At 35.2% G+C, this 16,907-nt stretch carries 17 protein-coding genes; 4 read left to right on the forward strand and 13 right to left on the reverse strand.

Going from position 1 to position 16,907, the window contains the following annotated elements:
- Positions 1-17: 17 nt before the first annotated feature.
- The 11 genes from IW16_RS25205 to IW16_RS25255 form a co-directional block, all read right to left on the reverse strand.
- Entirely contained in the window at positions 18-314 is a 297-nt protein-coding gene (locus IW16_RS25205) for a hypothetical protein (protein ID WP_034751562.1), read from the reverse strand.
- A gap of 138 nt (positions 315-452) precedes the next feature.
- On the reverse strand, positions 453-737 hold the full coding sequence (locus IW16_RS27290) for a recombinase family protein (RefSeq protein WP_084694622.1): 285 nt from the start codon (positions 735-737) through the stop codon (positions 453-455).
- Positions 738-823: 86 nt separating this feature from the next.
- A complete protein-coding gene (locus IW16_RS25215; protein ID WP_034751565.1) occupies positions 824-1,186 on the reverse strand; it encodes a hypothetical protein in 363 nt (120 codons plus the stop codon).
- 336 nt (positions 1,187-1,522) lie between these two features.
- Positions 1,523-2,632 (reverse strand): PAS domain-containing sensor histidine kinase, encoded by a 1,110-nt coding sequence (locus tag IW16_RS25220; protein ID WP_034751566.1) that lies wholly within the window; start codon positions 2,630-2,632, stop codon positions 1,523-1,525.
- Positions 2,625-3,419, reverse strand: coding sequence for an alpha/beta fold hydrolase (locus IW16_RS25225; protein ID WP_034751569.1), 795 nt, complete (start codon positions 3,417-3,419; stop codon positions 2,625-2,627). Before IW16_RS25225 ends, IW16_RS25220 begins: the two co-directional genes overlap by 8 nt.
- A gap of 99 nt (positions 3,420-3,518) precedes the next feature.
- Positions 3,519-3,881 (reverse strand): response regulator transcription factor, encoded by a 363-nt coding sequence (locus IW16_RS25230; RefSeq protein ID WP_034751572.1) that lies wholly within the window; start codon positions 3,879-3,881, stop codon positions 3,519-3,521.
- A gap of 192 nt (positions 3,882-4,073) precedes the next feature.
- Complete coding sequence (locus tag IW16_RS25235; RefSeq protein ID WP_034751574.1) at positions 4,074-4,502, reverse strand: hypothetical protein; 429 nt, start codon at positions 4,500-4,502, stop codon at positions 4,074-4,076.
- A 374-nt stretch (positions 4,503-4,876) separates the two neighbouring features.
- The gene (locus IW16_RS25240; RefSeq protein WP_034751576.1) at positions 4,877-5,443 is read right to left on the reverse strand and encodes a hypothetical protein; all 567 of its coding nucleotides are present in this window, start codon (positions 5,441-5,443) and stop codon (positions 4,877-4,879) included.
- Between the two features lie 19 nt (positions 5,444-5,462).
- Positions 5,463-8,150, reverse strand: a complete 2,688-nt coding sequence (locus IW16_RS25245; RefSeq protein ID WP_034751580.1) for an L-type lectin-domain containing protein — start codon at positions 8,148-8,150, stop codon at positions 5,463-5,465.
- Positions 8,151-8,217: 67 nt separating this feature from the next.
- Positions 8,218-8,898, reverse strand: coding sequence for a hypothetical protein (locus IW16_RS25250; RefSeq protein ID WP_131328000.1), 681 nt, complete (start codon positions 8,896-8,898; stop codon positions 8,218-8,220).
- Positions 8,899-9,491: 593 nt separating this feature from the next.
- Positions 9,492-10,526, reverse strand: coding sequence for an alpha/beta fold hydrolase (locus IW16_RS25255; RefSeq protein ID WP_034751587.1), 1,035 nt, complete (start codon positions 10,524-10,526; stop codon positions 9,492-9,494).
- A gap of 697 nt (positions 10,527-11,223) precedes the next feature.
- On the opposite strand from IW16_RS25255, the gene IW16_RS25260 reads away from it, so the two are divergent.
- Positions 11,224-11,775 carry a hypothetical protein gene (locus IW16_RS25260; RefSeq protein ID WP_034751588.1) on the forward strand — a complete coding sequence of 184 codons (552 nt, stop codon included), beginning with the start codon at positions 11,224-11,226 and terminating at the stop codon, positions 11,773-11,775.
- 108 nt (positions 11,776-11,883) lie between these two features.
- Positions 11,884-12,441, forward strand: coding sequence for a porin family protein (locus IW16_RS25265; protein WP_165572042.1), 558 nt, complete (start codon positions 11,884-11,886; stop codon positions 12,439-12,441).
- Between the two features lie 353 nt (positions 12,442-12,794).
- On the opposite strand, the gene IW16_RS25270 is transcribed toward IW16_RS25265, so the two are convergent.
- Both IW16_RS25270 and IW16_RS25275 read right to left on the reverse strand, forming a co-directional pair.
- Positions 12,795-13,340: a hypothetical protein gene (locus IW16_RS25270; protein ID WP_123873363.1), complete on the reverse strand. Its 546-nt coding sequence runs from the start codon at positions 13,338-13,340 to the stop codon at positions 12,795-12,797.
- Positions 13,341-13,447: 107 nt separating this feature from the next.
- Positions 13,448-14,335, reverse strand: coding sequence for a T9SS type A sorting domain-containing protein (locus IW16_RS25275; protein ID WP_034751596.1), 888 nt, complete (start codon positions 14,333-14,335; stop codon positions 13,448-13,450).
- Between the two features lie 763 nt (positions 14,336-15,098).
- On the opposite strand from IW16_RS25275, the gene IW16_RS25280 reads away from it, so the two are divergent.
- Both IW16_RS25280 and IW16_RS25285 read left to right on the forward strand, forming a co-directional pair.
- A complete protein-coding gene (locus IW16_RS25280) occupies positions 15,099-15,968 on the forward strand; it encodes a tyrosine-type recombinase/integrase (protein WP_228377001.1) in 870 nt (289 codons plus the stop codon).
- On the forward strand, positions 15,952-16,907 hold a 956-nt coding region (locus IW16_RS25285; protein ID WP_034751629.1), incomplete at its 3' end, for an IS91 family transposase. The genes IW16_RS25280 and IW16_RS25285, both read left to right, overlap by 17 nt.

Below are 16,907 nucleotides of genomic sequence, written 5' to 3' on the forward strand. Positions count from 1 at the left end.
AAAATACTGCTTATTTTTCATAGCTTACTCATTATTTGTCTGCAGTCGTTCAAATATTGATCTTCCGATGAAGTTCTGCTCTGATTAGCTTCATAATATTGAATTAATGCTTGAATCGTAGATGGTACAAATTTGTCATATTCTACGTACCATGTTGCACTCGAACCTTGTCGAGGGTAGTTGTCATTCCATCTTTTACCCATTTTATCAGGGGTATTTTCAAATTTTCCAAAGATGACAGAATATATTCCATCATCAAATAAAATTTTTATATTACTCCATTTTTTAGGAGTTACATTAATAGCATTTGGCATATTTATAAATTTTATAGCTAGCTGCAGCTAGTTGTGATTTAGATCAAAGATATGCGTTTTTATTTATTTTTATTATTTTTATTAACATCTGCTTTCTCGGTAAGTATGCATCATATATAAGGAGCTATTTTAAATTAGTTATTTTTTAATTCCCATTTCTTTTATTTCTTCATCCGTATGATTGTTAAGAATTTTAGCATATCTGTAAAATGTTGCTCTGGTCAAGCCTAGTGGTTTATAAATTTCTTCCGGAGCCAAAGTCGGATTTTTATAAACAGACCTCATAACTAACAATTTGGAAATTGTTTCTTTTTTATAGCCCTTAGGCCTGCCTCCCAATCTACCCCTTGCTCTTGCAGATTGCAATCCTGCGTTAGTTCTCTCTCTTATTAGCTCTCGTTCATATTCAGCCAGAGAAGCCATCGTTTTGTGAGACTATTTAATTTGTTAATCTTTTTAAATCAGTTTGTACCTTCTTCATTGAAACTCGTCAAAACATTTTTCCAAATTCAGACAAAAAAGTGTCCTTCATTCCCAGCAATCATAAGAATTTGCTGTATGTTTAGCATTAGAACTTGTATAAAGCGATTTTGAACAGGCTCCACTAGATTACCATTTTCAAGATAACCAAATCGATGCTCACCTTCCCTGCCAAAGACAAAAACATATTGTTTTGCCGTTTCAAAATATTCTGGAGAAATTTGTGGCTCAGTGCTGACAGCTACTTTAAAGATAAACCCATTTGCTTCTTCGGTATCTATATTAGATATTTCAATATCTTCAGGTGCAGATACAATTAATACCTTCATTTTATATTCACAGTCAGCCACCAAATATGTGTATTCAAAAGATTTATTTGTAAATTCAGTCATAATATTTTTATTTAGAATTAAATTGATGAATCCTAAAATACAATTTATATCCCTAATACTTCGTAAAAAAATTAATTATCATTTTTTTGAGATTGTTTTAGTTATATAATCATTATAACTAATATATTTAAATGATTAATAGCAACTTGCTACTTTAAAAACACACCAAACATTCAGCAATTTAAAATCTAATCGTTTTTTGAGATTTTATTATTATCTGAAAATATACTATTTCACCAAATTTCATCAAACCCTATTGTAAAGAATGAAAAAAGAGATGAGATTTTATAAAAATATTGCAGAATCTATTGATAAACTTTCTCTCAATATAAAATTTTATAATACAGCACGAAACGTAAAACATGTTTTATTTTCGTCTGAAGTAACAGATAGTAAGCCGTGATGTGCGTTTGCTATTTCTGATGAAATATATAACCCAAGTCCAAGACCATTTTGATTCGATTCAGTGCCTTCGCGGTGAAAAGGATTAAAAAGGTTTTTTATTGCTTCTTCCGGTATTTTTTGACCTCTGTTCGTGACTGAAATTTCCCAAAATTCATCATTAGCTTCGGCATCAAGAATGATAGGAGTATCAGATGCCCCGTGAGTTATAGCATTGGCAAGAAGATTGGAAACCAGTTGTGAAATGCGCCCCGGATCACATTCTATTGAATGATTAATTTTAAAATGAGATTCTATAATTCTTTCCGGCCAGGAAACTTTTAATTCATTGCTTACTTCATTGAGCAACTGTTCCAAATCAACAGTAACCGGATTAATTGAAATTCCACCGCCAAGTCTGCCACGAGCCAAATCCATAATGTTGTTAATCATTTCATACATTCTTTTGGAGCTGGAATGTACTATACTCATTAACTTTTTGTCGCGTTCGCTTAATTCAGATCTTGTCAGCAGTTGAGCTGCACTCATAATACCTCCAAGCGGATTTCGAAGATCATGACCAAGTACTGCAATAAATTGTTCACGAATGACTGCCTGTTGCTGTTCAATATTTAAGTTTGTTTCGGCTAATTTTTTGGCCATCTGTAGGTTTTCCTCATAAAGACGTCTGTCCGTTGCCTGAAATAAGGTGAAACGTAAAAAAAGAGGTTTATTGTTTTCGTCTCTTCTTTCATACCCATTGATATAAACCGGAAACTTCCCCTTTCCAGTATCAGTGAGTTCAACTGATACTTCGTCAAAGTGTCCCTGTATGCGAAGTAGCGGCCACAGATGGGTTTCAAAATATATTCTGCTACCTACTGAAAGTAAATCAGAAATACGTTTTCCAGTAAGCTGGTCGGGACTGCTGTTGAGCCAACGGGCTACACACATATTGATTCTGGTGATTTTCCCGTTTCCATCAGCGATCACAAATCCACATAATGAAGATTCGAAAAAGTCGTCAAAATCCTCTGAAAAATTATTCGATTGGCTATTAGTCATTTAAAAAAACTCTTATTGCTTCAATGGTTTCTTCGGGCGCACTGAGATTAGGGCAATGTCCTGTTGCATTCATAATGACCAATTTACTTCCGTTCATTTGCTTATGCATATAATGTCCAACTTCTATCGGAGCAATGACATCATTACTGCATTGGAGAATAAGAACAGGAACATCCAAATCACCTAGAATCTCCCGTTTATCAGTTAAAAAAGTAGTGCGGGCAAAATGCTTAGCAATATCAGGATCGGTTTTACAAAAGCTGTTGGTTAATTCTTTTCCAAGTTCTTTGCGGTCAAGATTTCCCATAACTAAGGGAGCCATTGTTGCTGACCATCCTAAATGGTTGTCGTTTAATGAATCGAGAAGCTCATCAATTTCAGACCTATTAAAACCACCTACATAATTTTCGTCATTGATGTATGATGGTGAAGGTGCCACTAAAACTAACTTTGTGAAGAGTTCTGGAGCCATTTTTGCGGCAATAAGTCCCATTATTGAACTTACTGAATGTCCGACAAAAACTGCGTTGGAAATTTTTAGTTCTTTTGCAATTTCAACGATATCTTCTGCATAGCCTTCAAGCTGACTATACTTTTTAAAAGAATAAGAGGAAAGATCTGAATTTCCGGCACCCACATGATCGAAAAGAACAGTAGTATAATGATCCTCAAATGCAGGGGAAACATAACGCCACATATTTTGGTCACAGCCAAAACCATGAGCAAAGAAAATAACGTTTTCACCCTTTCCATTTATTGTAACATTATTCCTTTTAAGGATATTCATTAAAATCTAGTTTTTGCAAATTTATCAATTTTTTAAATGGGAATGTAATAAACTTTTTGGGATCAAATTAATAAACTATTAATTTGATTTCGAAGATTTTTAATTTTTAACTAAAATCTCTTGAATCTTAGCAAGTAAATGGTCAATATCGAAAGGTTTTGAGATGAAATCGTCAGGCTGACAGATTTTATTAAATTGTTTCAGTTGGGCATGGGCGCTCATAATGATAACAGGAACATCTTTGTTATTGAAATCCTCTTTAAGTTCAGTGCAAAGATCAATTCCAGATCCGTCAGGAAGCATTACATCAAATAAGTAGAGGTCAGGATTTACTGTTAGATTTCTTTGCTTAAAAGTACTGGCAGTGGAAAAAGATTGTACGTCATAATTTTCCGAAGTTAATACTATCTCTAGAATTTCTCTAATTGCCTTATCGTCTTCGACCAAAAAAATCTTTCTCATATCCTAACTTAGCAATAATGAAACCAAACAAAACTATAATTTTGTAGTGTTGCTCAAGATTATTCAGTAGATTTATTGTTTCAAAAAATGAACTGATCGTTTTTTGAGATTTAATTTAATCTCATCTAACACTAAAACTAAATATTTGAAAAAGAAAAACTAGTATGTATGATTAAAATTCACCTAATTGATTTAATCAACAACTATTTTATAATACCCATTATCAACAGATGAAGGTATATTTTCTATAGTTAATTCATTAATTTCATAACCATCACAATCGCCCGTTAGTTGATTAGATGATATTTTAAAATTAAAAGTTCTTATAGGATCCGAGGTTAGATAAACATTGTAATTTCGCGTACCATCAAATAAACCTACATTTTTTAATAAAATCTTTTTATCATCACGAACTTCCACATTAATTCCAGCAAAATTTCCATTTCCATTATCCTGCTGTACAACAATGTTGCTACTGGTAAGCACTCCGTTTTGAATCAGATTTTCGCCTGAAGAATTTACAAATTCAAAAACTGTAGGTTCAGGGACGGTATAACAATCGTCTTTGCAGTTTTGTAAGAACAGAGTACTTGCAACTATAAGAGCTATTGATTTTTTCATAAAAATTAAAAATGTGATCTAAATTTAAAACTCCAAAAATATTGAATTATTTTGATGTGAATGGAAAAAAATTTTGAGCTGTGGAACTTAATTGACACTTAGTTAATGACTTTTACACTTATTTTTATCAAAAGTAAATATCATTAAAAAAAACATTATTACATAATACAATTATTATAGAAATAATTAGAAAAATAATTAAAATTCTTTTTTGGTTCATAGGTTATTATCATTTTATGAGACTAATTACATAAGTGTAACTAATTGCCGTAATTTACTAGGAAAGTTCTAGGGTTATTGGACCAGCTTAATTTAAATAAACAACCACTTCATAATGAAGTGGTTGTTGTAAAAATTTAATATTTAATCCGCTTTTAGCTATCTGCTCTCCAGTAAGACCAGACCGTTCCGTTGTAAACGCAAAACAGCTTTTTAACGGTGTCGTAAACAATCATTCCCGGTGCAGGACTTTTGATCGTATTGGCAGGATCTGCCACCAAAGGCGGAATCATCGCTTTATTGGTATCAGCCAACACAAGAATTCCTGGAGTGTTATCCGTAAAAACACCTCCAATCTGAGCTTTTGCAGTGGACTGCTCAACAGCCGGACTTGCCTGGATGGGAGCCGTAACTACAACATTTGCTCCTACCGCAGGTAATTCTGTGGTGCGTACCGTAAGGTCAACCCAAGTTCCGTTATTTCTTGAAAGCTTAACCCTGCTGTCATTTCGGTCAAAAATAAGAGCTCCGCCTCTCGCAGTGGCTCCCGGATTTAAACTTACATTGGCTGCAGCCGAAACCCACGGCAATATCAACCCCTTATTACCTGTTCCGAATTCTAAAGAAACACCCGTCTGTGTAGTTGTTTTTCCTATGGCGACCTGTGCAGAGTATATTGCCGCACATGAAAGGCTTAAAAATATTGAATATATCAGTTTCATTTTTTTCAATTTTTAAAAATTAATTTTCTTCAGGACAAGACTGCGTGTTAAAACACTTCCATCCCGTTCGAGTACCATCTATATTTATTTTCATACAGTTATTGGTTGTATCATAGAACGTCATCCCAACTATCGGAACAGCTATAACCGGAGCAGTCAACGCTGCATTTACAGGCTCACCAGCAATCACAGCACCGGCAGTAGTAGTTGCAACGGGCATTCTATTCATTACAAACGCTTTGGTATTGGCTTCAAGAGCCGTCCACCCGTTATTCCTGATCATTGGCCAGTTTGTATTATTTGCTCCTGCTCTGTTAAATGCTGTAATACCGTGTACCGTAGCATTATCAGTCCCTAAAGTTGTGGTCGGATTTCTGTAGCATTTACAGTCATTAAGTGCTGAGTTTTGGGAATTTCCAATAGCTTGACCAACCCCTGCAACAGGAGAAGTACCTGTATTATCTGCGACACCTGCAGCTGCTGCACCTGCAACAAGACTAATACTTGCATTGCTATTATTTGCACCATTGTTCACAACCTGAGGAACACCATTGGCTGCTGTAGCAGTACTGATGATCTGAGAAGGCGTGTATGCTGTTGTTCCGTTAAATCTTACATTGATCTGTCCTGGATTTGTCGGAGCTGTCAAAGAATTTACCATCGTATAGGTTACATTTTCTGAGCCTTCGATTGCATCAGGACAGCTGTCGCCGTCTGAATCTGTATCTAAGTGATTCGATATCCCGTCGTTATCTGTATCAAGCTCAATAGGAGTACTGCAGAAATCATTGATTCTTATTCGGTGTACGTTTGTAGACCCTCCTGTTGAAGCTGTAAAACCAAAACGAACTTTAGTCGCTCCAAAGTAAGTATTTGCAAAATTAGCAGTTGTAAGAGTTCCCGCAGTAATTCCATCAACCGTATATGATAGGGTTTGCGTACCTGCATTCCATGTAACTACCACAGGATGATAGGCATTGTTTTCCAACTGACCCAAATCAACGGAAGTTGTAAGACCGGCACCCTGATTGTCAGAATCCCAAATCTGGCCATGATCCGCAGTAATATCTCCCACACCAGGTCCATTATCATAAGTATCTAATTCCAGCACTAATCCGTTAGCAATATCTTTTGCACCCATCCCCATACCTGCTCCTCCAATAGCGGCTGTACCGGCCGGAGAATTTTGAAACACAACTGCTAGACCGTCAGCCCCCGCATCAAATTCTCCAACAAATGCATCTAAAGTAAAAGAAAAACTTTTTGTAAAATCTACTTTTCCGACTGACCAGTATTGACCACTTTGTGTGCCCGCATTCGGAGTTAACTGTGCAATATTTGCACTTACTCCGGAAGCATTATTATTTGGGACGAAAGTAAAATTGTTTAAGAATGATGCGGCAGCCAAACCATTTTCTGTACAGTCTGTAATACCATCATTATCATCATCGAGATCTACGGTGTTTTCCACTCCGTCAATATCTGTATCTGGTTCTATCGTCGCTGTTACAGTACATGTTGTTGTACTTCCATTCAGGTCAACGGTAAGAGTTCTTGATCCTGCAGCTCCTGTCCCGTTGTAAGTAATGGGTACATCAATGAAAGTTGTTGACGTAGTTACTGTAACTGATTGTGCGGGATTTGTAAAATCCGTTCCAATTACATTTATAACATAGTTTCCGGGTCCATAAATATCTGAAACAGGAATACGTAATGTTCTGGTAGAAGAAGTCCCTGCCCTATACGGAGTGGCTCCCTGAAATGCTGTTCCCCCACAATTGAATGTGAATGGTACAAAATAATCAACCGATGCCAAGTCAATATTTGAGAGGCTTATTCCTGTTAAAGCGTATTGACTGAGATATTCCGATAATCCTGTAGAAATATTTATACGGTAAATGAAAACAGAATTATCTCCGTTTCCTGAAGATACAAATACAAATCCGTTCAAGTAAGCACTCCCTCTAATGTTTCCAACATTTGTAGTTGTACTTGTATCTGCAGTTGCATTTCTCACCCCAACCGGTCCGGTAATCTGCGCAACTTGAGTAGCTGTAGCAGAGGTTACCGCTCCATTAATCGCTATTTTATAAAGATATCTGGTAAAAGTAGTCCCATTCTGATGCTGAAGAATTGTGTAAACATTATTCTGATAATCATAAAATGTATCACTTGCAAAAATAGTTGAAACAGGACTGCCGGCAGCCCCAGTACCATTTGCATTCCAAATTGCATCACCTGTAATGGGAATAGCTGCAGAAACAGTTGGATACAGTCTGTATAGGATTTTACCGCTAAAACCAAAAACTTGTCCGAAATTGTTGCCTAAAACATTATTGGTACCTAAACCTCCAATAGTACGACCAGCAGGTAAGGTAAGTCCTGTTGCAGTTCCATTTTTTAATATTGGACTGTTTGCCGCAGTATTGGAGTTAATAAAAACAAGCGGTTGGTTTGCGACTGTAGTATCGTAACCAATTGCTAAATTACTTACAGATGCACCGTTATTTGCATTGTAATATGCCGGTGATGTAATTGAAGCAGGCAATGTGGTTTGAACAGTTGATGGCGTATTACCCGTAATATCATAAACGCGGCCTACCCCTGTTCCTGCAGATGACAGATATAACTTACCTGCGCTTTGAGCTAAAATTAGTGTTGAATTAACAGCTACTAATAATAGAATTAAAAATATTTTATTTTTCATATAAAAGTATTAGAATAATTATCTCGATTGTCTGTTGAGATGTGAAAAAAATAAATGCCTTTTTATTCTATACTATGGGTGGCGGTCTTACAGAATAGACTTGAGAATAACAATAATCTAAAGATTTGTTATTGTAATGAAAATATTTGTAAGAATGAAGATAATTTAAAGATGATGTTATGAGAAAATTATGATATCTGTGAACTGTCTTTGAAAAATTATCGTGGTGATTATTCGGAACTATATAATCTTTAGCGACCTGATAAACTGTCAAAAACTGTCCTGAAGAAGGATGGTGATAAAACTGATGGCTGTGAAAAAGTTCTTTTTGCTTTTCAAACGCTCTAATCTTTTTATCAACCGTATCCTGTTCGTCTTTTTTCTTCTTTTTGACTGCATTTTGCAACTGATCCTTTAGCGGCGTTTTTTTACTAGAGGCGCTAGCTGTGGATTTAATCAGTATTTGATCTTTTTTACTGACATTAAACAAAAAATCACCACCTTTAAGTCTGATATCCTTGTTAAGGATCTGCTTGTTGAAATTTTCCTCTGTGGAATAAATAATGGCTCCTTTAGCCATTACAATACTTACCTGCTGTCTTATCTCATGTTCAATAGAACCCTGGGCAGAAAGAAAAGAATGACACAGGGAGAATATTAAAATTAAAAATATACGGAAACTGTTGAAATTGTTTTGATATTTCAGATATCCGACATGTATAATTCTGGTTATTGGAATTTTATTCAACTGTAATTTTTCCTGCCACAAAAATAAACATAATTATCATTAATCATATTATTATAGATGATTTATTCCTACTCCCAGTATCGAGTTATAAGGTTGCAGTATGTGTAAGAAAAGCTTAAATCACGGGAAGTCTTGTTGATAGGGTCAAATAAACTTACTGCATTTAATACTTAGATATATAAATTAAAATTTTACAGTACTAATTTGTCTGAAATAAAGAATAATAAACTCTATGCCTTGCCTCAAAGAGTTTTTATCATTTACAAATGTAATTTAGAGTATCGTTTTGTGAGATTTTTTATTTAGTAATGAACTTAAAAATTTTAATCTCGAAAAGTTCATCGCTTTACAAAATATTTGCTTGATAGCAATTTTACCACATCATTAGTTTTTTTATTTTTTACTTTTTTTTAGAAAAAATATAGATCTATTTTAGAATCCCCACCTTTCATTATATCGTAACCACTAACATTTTCTTTCACAAAAGCTTCGATAATTCTTTCGCTATAAAAAGGGCCTGCGGTCGAGGATATTTGAACTTTAAGTTAAATAATCCGTATTTATCTTTCTTACTGGGCCTGTATTATGTACATCTAATTTTTATTTCCAATCTTCTCAGATAGTGAAAGAATCTCTTTGTTTATTACATCGGCATTTTCTTTCTTTGTGATGATCGTACCATGGCTTGCATTGATAATAATCTGTTTTCCTTTAGTAGAGAGTTCTTTTAACTCTTTTTGCATGTCAAACCATAACTGAACTTGTTTTTCAGGACTTATTCCATCTTTTCTGTATTTCTGTTTTTGAGAATCTTTATACTGCTCGGTAGCAGTAAACACCAAGACAGGTAATGAATCTAATTTTTTTGTCCTACCTGCTCGCATCAGTACTTGATTGGTCAATTTATTCTCTCTTAAAAACATACGGTAAACATCTCCAGAATTAGAAGTTAGTAATCTTGCACGCTCATGTATTTCTTTGGGTAAACCATCACCTTCATGCACTGCCTTACTGAGTGTTTTATTATAAATACCTACCAGACCTAAGTCTGCAAGTACAGATCCTACTTTTAGAAATTTTGCCTGTCCTTTTGGAACCAATTCTTTTTGAGCCAATCGCTTCCATTGTTCTGGGTGACTAGAATCTATGAAAACGATTCCTGCCACTTCGTTTGGATAAAGATCTCTGAATATTCTGCTGTAAGGTCCGCCCATTGAGTGACCTACTAAAATATAAGGTGGTTTTTCGCCTGTTTTTTCTAATAATTCATGAAGCTGATGTGCGTAAAATTCGGGAGATTTCTGATCATCATTACTTGATTCGCTAAACCATTTTCCATCCCGGTCATAGCGTAAAACTCTCGTATTATTTTTTAATCCTTCTGCCAGCCAATGCAGCATATCGGTATTACTGTGAGCGCCAGCCTCAATAATAATAGTAGGTAAAGATTTCTTTTCACCTTCTGCTCTTACATGAATATAGGTGCCATTTATATTAACTAATTCACCCGGTGGAACGGGCTTAGGGCTAAATATTCGGTAGCACAATCCCAAAAATAATAATAATAGTAGTACAATTCCTGCTATAAGTTTACCAACAAACTTAAATATATTTAAAGTTAATTTCATCGTAATTTTTAAATGTCTTAAAACCTTCTGTGCCTGAATATGCCGAGGATTTTGAATAACAAAAATAAAACATATAAAGTAAATTTTTAAGAATTATGAAATTTATCTTTCATCTGTGATAATTTATAGAATAGAGAATACTCTTTTATACAGAATTATAATTTTTTCAAAAATGCAAAAAGCCTCAAAAGAAAATATGAAGTAAACCGTTTGATTCTTATAGTTGACTAATGGAAAAATATCGTTTTTTGAGATTTTATGATTATGTTTAATTTCCTTTTAGAAGATTCCATTTACCCGATTTGTATTGATATAGAATATCTAATCTACTAAGCTCTTTCCCGTCAATACCAATAATAACTTTCACATTATAAACATTAGAATATTCACTCACGACAGGAAATATACTCATAATGATGCAGCATATTACAAGGATTGTACGCAATAAAATGGTTTTTAAGTGTTTAGAGGGTCAGATTTCTAAGGGTAATACGATTCGCTTTATAGATCGTTTTTTATACTTTCCAATATTCTGAATCTACAAAATTCATCAAACATTTAGCAAGTAAGCATAAAGGTATTTAAATTTTTGATGATTTATTTTCTTAGTTTTGTTGCCTTGATCCTACGAAAATGGAATCTTTACGATCTATTGTTGGAAAAAATACAATCTAAAAACTGAAATAAAATAATACCTATGAAAAAACAACTTTACTTGATATCATTCGCATTACTGTCTATTTATGGAATGGCACAAGATAATAATGTTGAAAAAAATATTACCGGTGCTCAAATAGGGCTTTTCGGTTTAGATTTTTATAATGAGACAAAGATTGCCAACAGAACAACTTTGCGGCTGGAGGCTAGTTTGTTTCCTGCGATTTGGGGCGGAGATCTTTATGGAAAAACGGGCTTTGCATTCTATCCTTCATTTACTTTACAGCCAAAATACTATTACAATATTTCAAAGCGTGCTGAAAATGGAAGAAATACGAAAAATAATTCTGCTAATTATGTCGGATTACAGATCCGTTACATACCGGATTGGTTTGTGATCTCCAATGCTAACAATGTGAGTCTTTCAAACCAAGTCAATGTGATTCCAACATATGGATTCAGAAGAAATTTTGCCAATAACTTTAATTATGAGTTTAGAGCAGGATTAGGTATTGGTACAGCATTTACAACTAATAACAATGTAACCGAAGCAGTATTTGATTTAAGTTTTAAAATTGGATATGACTTTTAAAAATTAAAAACAAGGTAATCAAGCTGATATTTTCTAAATAATTGATTTTTTAATTAGTATTTAGAAATTTCAGCTTTGAAAACTTTTATTATCAAAATGAAATATTTTATGCAATATCAAAGCATCGATAAATTACTTCTTAGTGCTTGCTTCTTCTTTGCATCCTTCCTGTGCTATTCTCAAAATTATCCTTTGAAATTTGGTATTAAGGCTGGATGGAACTATTCTAATGTAAATGCCATCGATGAAATAGGAGAACGTTCGGGATATCTAAGTAACGGAGGGGAATTATTTGGAGGGATAGCTTTAGAAAAACAAATTTCAAAAAAAACATACATTCAAACCAGTTTTCTGGTTTCGTACACTGATAGAGTCACTTTTTTAGAGTTACCTCTTTATTATAAATACAATTTTTATAAAAAGTTCTCTTTGCTGGCAGGTCCAAAATTAAACTATATTCCAGACGATGAAATAAGTCAGCCATATGATTTTAAGAGAAGAGTAGGAATAAGTGGTGATTTAGGGATAGATTACAAAATATCAAATCATTTTATTATTGAGGGTACCGTTTCTAAAGGCTTTACTAAACAGTATGATGATCTCATTCTAACGTATTATGATGCCAAAAGAAATGTTTACAGATTGGGCGTAGCCTATTATTTTTAGCCCGTTCGAAATTAAAAATTCAATTAAACTTTCCTTTAATAATAAAATTTTAAAAGTGTAGATAAGTAAGATGGTAATTTTAATCTTTATTTTTAAAAATTTAAAGTGTTAAAAAAACCGACAAATAAATACCGAAATGAGAAAAATTGCTACTCTGAAGGTGACATTTGTTTTCGTTCTGATTCATTAAAATTGACAGAGTAAATCCGAATTTAATATAATCCGAATTATGTAAATCATTTAGAAGGTCGTTTTGTAACATTATCTAATGAGAATTCTAATCACCAAATAATAAAGCGTCTGAAATTTCACGACGCTTTTGTTTATTATAAAATGCAGTTCTTTTTTAAAGATTAATCAACCGAAAATTCTGTTCTCCCATCATCTAAGTTATTGTCCTTGATATTTGTTGTGACGTTAATGAGAGCACAGTTAAAATCATTCTCGCCGAGATCTCGGAAAGTTGCCATTGATTCAAAAGAGTAAATTCCCACCCGATTTAATTTGATGCTTATTTCCAGCTCATATGAATCGGTAGCATTATTGTAAACCGGTTTAAATCTTGTGTCGTCCACCTTGTCACCCTTTAGAAAAATGACCGTGTTGCCCTTGAAGAGTTCAGATAAATTGACTAGCAACAGGCCGGAGTTTAGTTTTGTTTCCTCATAAATATCAACTTGTTTTCCACTCATTGAGAGTTTTGACTTGACTGCAAATTTAAAATTTACTGTCTCGCCTTGATCATATTTAATTTTACCGGGCAACAATTCACAAAGATTATCTTCAATGGTATAACGGGTATATGTATCACAGGGACCACCGCGTCCATCTTCACACTGCATCATAAGAGGAACCAAAAAGATGGAGAAAAACACATTTAAAAAGGATAATTTAAGCATATAGTATTTTTAAGTTCGTTCCCGAGTAGTTTTTAATATCATGCAAATTATTTTACTGCTAAAAAATCACTCCGAGTTTGGAGTGATTTTAAAATCAAAGTAAGATGTTATTTTTTGCTAAATTTTGCACTAAAAGTTGATTGTTTCGTTTTTACTTTTATAATGTACGTCGCTGTTTTTAAAAATGATACAGAGATTTCATTTTTTCCTGACCTATCTCTTATTACCAATTTTCCGGATAGATCATAAATTTCAACATCTTCTATATTTTCTTTTGTAAGAATATGTAAGTAATCAGTAGTGGGATTAGGATATACATTGAGGTGATTAACTTGAGAAATTTCTGCTGTCGAAAGATTATCAGCATTTAGGATTTTGATGTTATCAACTGTAAATCCCGAATCGAAATCATCATAAGCAAAATCAATGACTTGGAAACCCGTAGTTGTGGTCAGGAAATTTTTACTGCCAAGTGAAGTGTTATTAAGGAAATATTGTACAGAGTGATTTGTCATATCGACGACCATTTTAAAATTGTACCAGGTATTAGGGGTTACATCAATAGAGGTTTCTATTGCATCATCAATGATACCGTCGTAAATCGCCACATTACCCTGCTCGTAATTGATAACAAAAGCAGCTAATATTGTATTTGAATTATCCCTAACTGCGATAAAATAGTCTGATTCATCAAGAGCGGATATCTTATAGTCAAAGGAAAATTCTGTTTTATTAAAACCAACAACGTTCTTTCTAATTCCGCCATCATCAAAACTGTTTGTTCCCAAAACATTCGCTGAGTTTGTACCCAATGTAGAGGTAGTGTTAATAATCGTTGCTGTGTTGGGGGTAGTGGTTCCGTAATAACTCCAGCCCTGTTGATTGTTGATTTCTCCTAAAGTGTAGCCTTCAGCAGACTCAAAAGAAATGTTTTGGCCGTAAGCAGCTAAACTTAGACCTAGACTCAAAGCAGTAAATAGTAATTTAAATTTCATAAGTTTTGTTTAATTTATAAAAATATATATAGAACAATTGGACACTTAAGATTATGCTCATATTATAATACACAAGAAATTTTGTTCATTTTGGTATTAATATTCCTGTTATACTCCATCTTTGTTAAAACGTTGCTGGACATTCATAAATGAGGAATTTTTTGTAGTACTAAGTGTGTTAATTTTCAGCGATAAAACTAATAAAATATTTCATATTCTAAAGAATTTCTTTTTCATCAGATAAGTCACTTGATTGATTGTGAATTATAGTTAATCTTGACGGTGACTCACGGACTTTATGTAGTATTTTACGTGTGGAACATTATTCCTCATATATAAATAAAAGTCATATTTCCATTGAATAGTTGCTGTGATTTTTCATGTAATTTTACTATGATTTCTCTAATAATAAAATTGATCGTTTTTTGAGACTTTATTTGATCTAGAACGTTTCGGGGCTCCTTTGCGATGGTGGGGCATTCGAAGCACAAATCTTCAATTTTGAACAAAATTTGAACCGAAGAACTGCCGTTGAACTTTGCAGTTTCGCCCCACTATTGCAAAATCCTTGTTGAACTAAACCTCCGGTAGCTTTTCCCTTCGCTGTTTTATTAACTTTGGTTAAACAAAAAAAAATCTATAAAATGGCTACAAAAAAAAATCTCCGGAGGAGTTAAGGGTAAACAAAATTCTGAACCGTGCCTCGAGCGAAGTTAGTGGTTTTGCCGAACTGCTGCAACGCTTCGAAAGGAATATTTCGATCTTGGGCAGGAGCCCCAGAACGTTCGACAATTATTCCCGCCATGTGACAGCCCTGGCACTGCATTTTAAAACCCTGCCTACCGAGTTGGATCCCGAACAGGTCAAAGATTATCTTTTTGAACTGCAGCAACGCTCCAAAACTCCTTCCCAAACTTACTTTAAACACACCGTTTACGGACTTCGCTTTTTATTGAAAACGGAAGGCCTGCCTTATAGTTTTCTGCATCTTCCCGCTATTCCACAAGTGAAAAAGCTTCCTGTCATCCTGAGTCGGGAAGAGATCTGGCGTATGCTTCAATCCGCCGAACTCCTGAAACATAAACTGCTCATCGGACTTATTTACGGCTGTGGACTGCGGTGTATGGAAGTAAGGAATATCGAACTTCAGCATCTGGATTTTGACCGGAAGATGTTACATGTTGTTCAGGGTAAAGGGAGCAAAGACCGGTATGTTCCTTTGTCGGAACATTTGATCAGTGGACTGAAAACCTTTATCAGTATTGAGAATCCTAATCAGTATCTGTTTAATGGCAATCAAAACAGGAATATCGAAGATATTGATGTTTTAGCTCCGAATAGAAAAGATTTCGATTCCCGCTACAGTCAGCGTGGCGTGCAGTGGGTAATAAAAACCATCTCTAAAAAAGCAGGCATCACCAAAGAGGTGCACACCCACACGCTACGACACAGCTATGCGACTCATCTGCTGGAAGACGGTGTTCCGATCATTATGGTGCAGAAACTTCTGGGTCATGAGCGTATTGAAAGTACAATGGAATATCTTCATGTGTGCCAGCTCTCGGACCAAAAACCGCACAGTCCTTTGGATACGGTATTTACTTTATGCAGCAGGAATGCAGGCCCGAAGTAAAGGTGCGAATGTAGCAGAAGTTCTTCGCAAAATCAATTTATCATCCCAAAACTTCAGCGTTCATCAGGAAAAGACATTGCGGGCATTGTCCAACTGCCGGACTTCTGCCTTGGGTGGTCATATTGATACGTGTGATGGTTGCGGAAATCTTTCCATCAGTTACAACTCCTGCCGTAACCGGCACTGTCCGCAGTGCCAGGGTCATAAACGGGAAGAATGGATCCAGAAGCGCGAACAGGACCTCTTGCCCTGCAGCTATTACCATGTGGTTTTTACCCTGCCGGAGGAGTTGAATGGGCTCGCAATATCCCAGCCCCAACTTATTTACAAGATCCTGTTTGAGGCCGCCTGGGCCACTTTGAACCAGTTCGGCAAAACCGAAGGCCTGCAGCTGGGCATGATTGGTGTTTTGCACACGTGGGGACAAAACCTGAGTCTTCATCCGCATCTGCACTGCATTGTTCCGGGTGGTGGCCTCACGATACAGGGAAAATGGAGAAAGAAAGTAAGAACCAACAAATACCTCTTTGCGGTAAAAGCGCTGAGCAAAGTGTTCAGAGCCAAGTTTGTGGCATCCTTAAGAACTTGTGGAATTACTGACCGGGATTTAATGGAGAAACTCTTCACCAAGAACTGGGTCGTATATGCCAAGCGGCCTTTTGGCGGCCCGAAACAGGTGATCGAGTACTTGGGGAGATACACTCACAAAGTCGCCATCAGCAATCACCGCATAAAAGAAGTGACGGATCAGCAGGTCCGTTTTGAGTACAAGGATTACCGCAAAGGCGGCGAAAAAAAGGAAATGACTCTTGCAAACACGGAGTTTGTCCGGAGGTTTTCGATGCATATTTTACCGAAAAGATTTGTAAGGATCCGGCATTACGGCATCCTGAGCAGCAGCTGGAAGCGTGGGAAACTGCAGGCACTGCAATCCGATTT

This window comes from Chryseobacterium vrystaatense (assembly GCF_000737765.1).
Lineage (GTDB): Bacteria > Bacteroidota > Bacteroidia > Flavobacteriales > Weeksellaceae > Chryseobacterium > Chryseobacterium vrystaatense.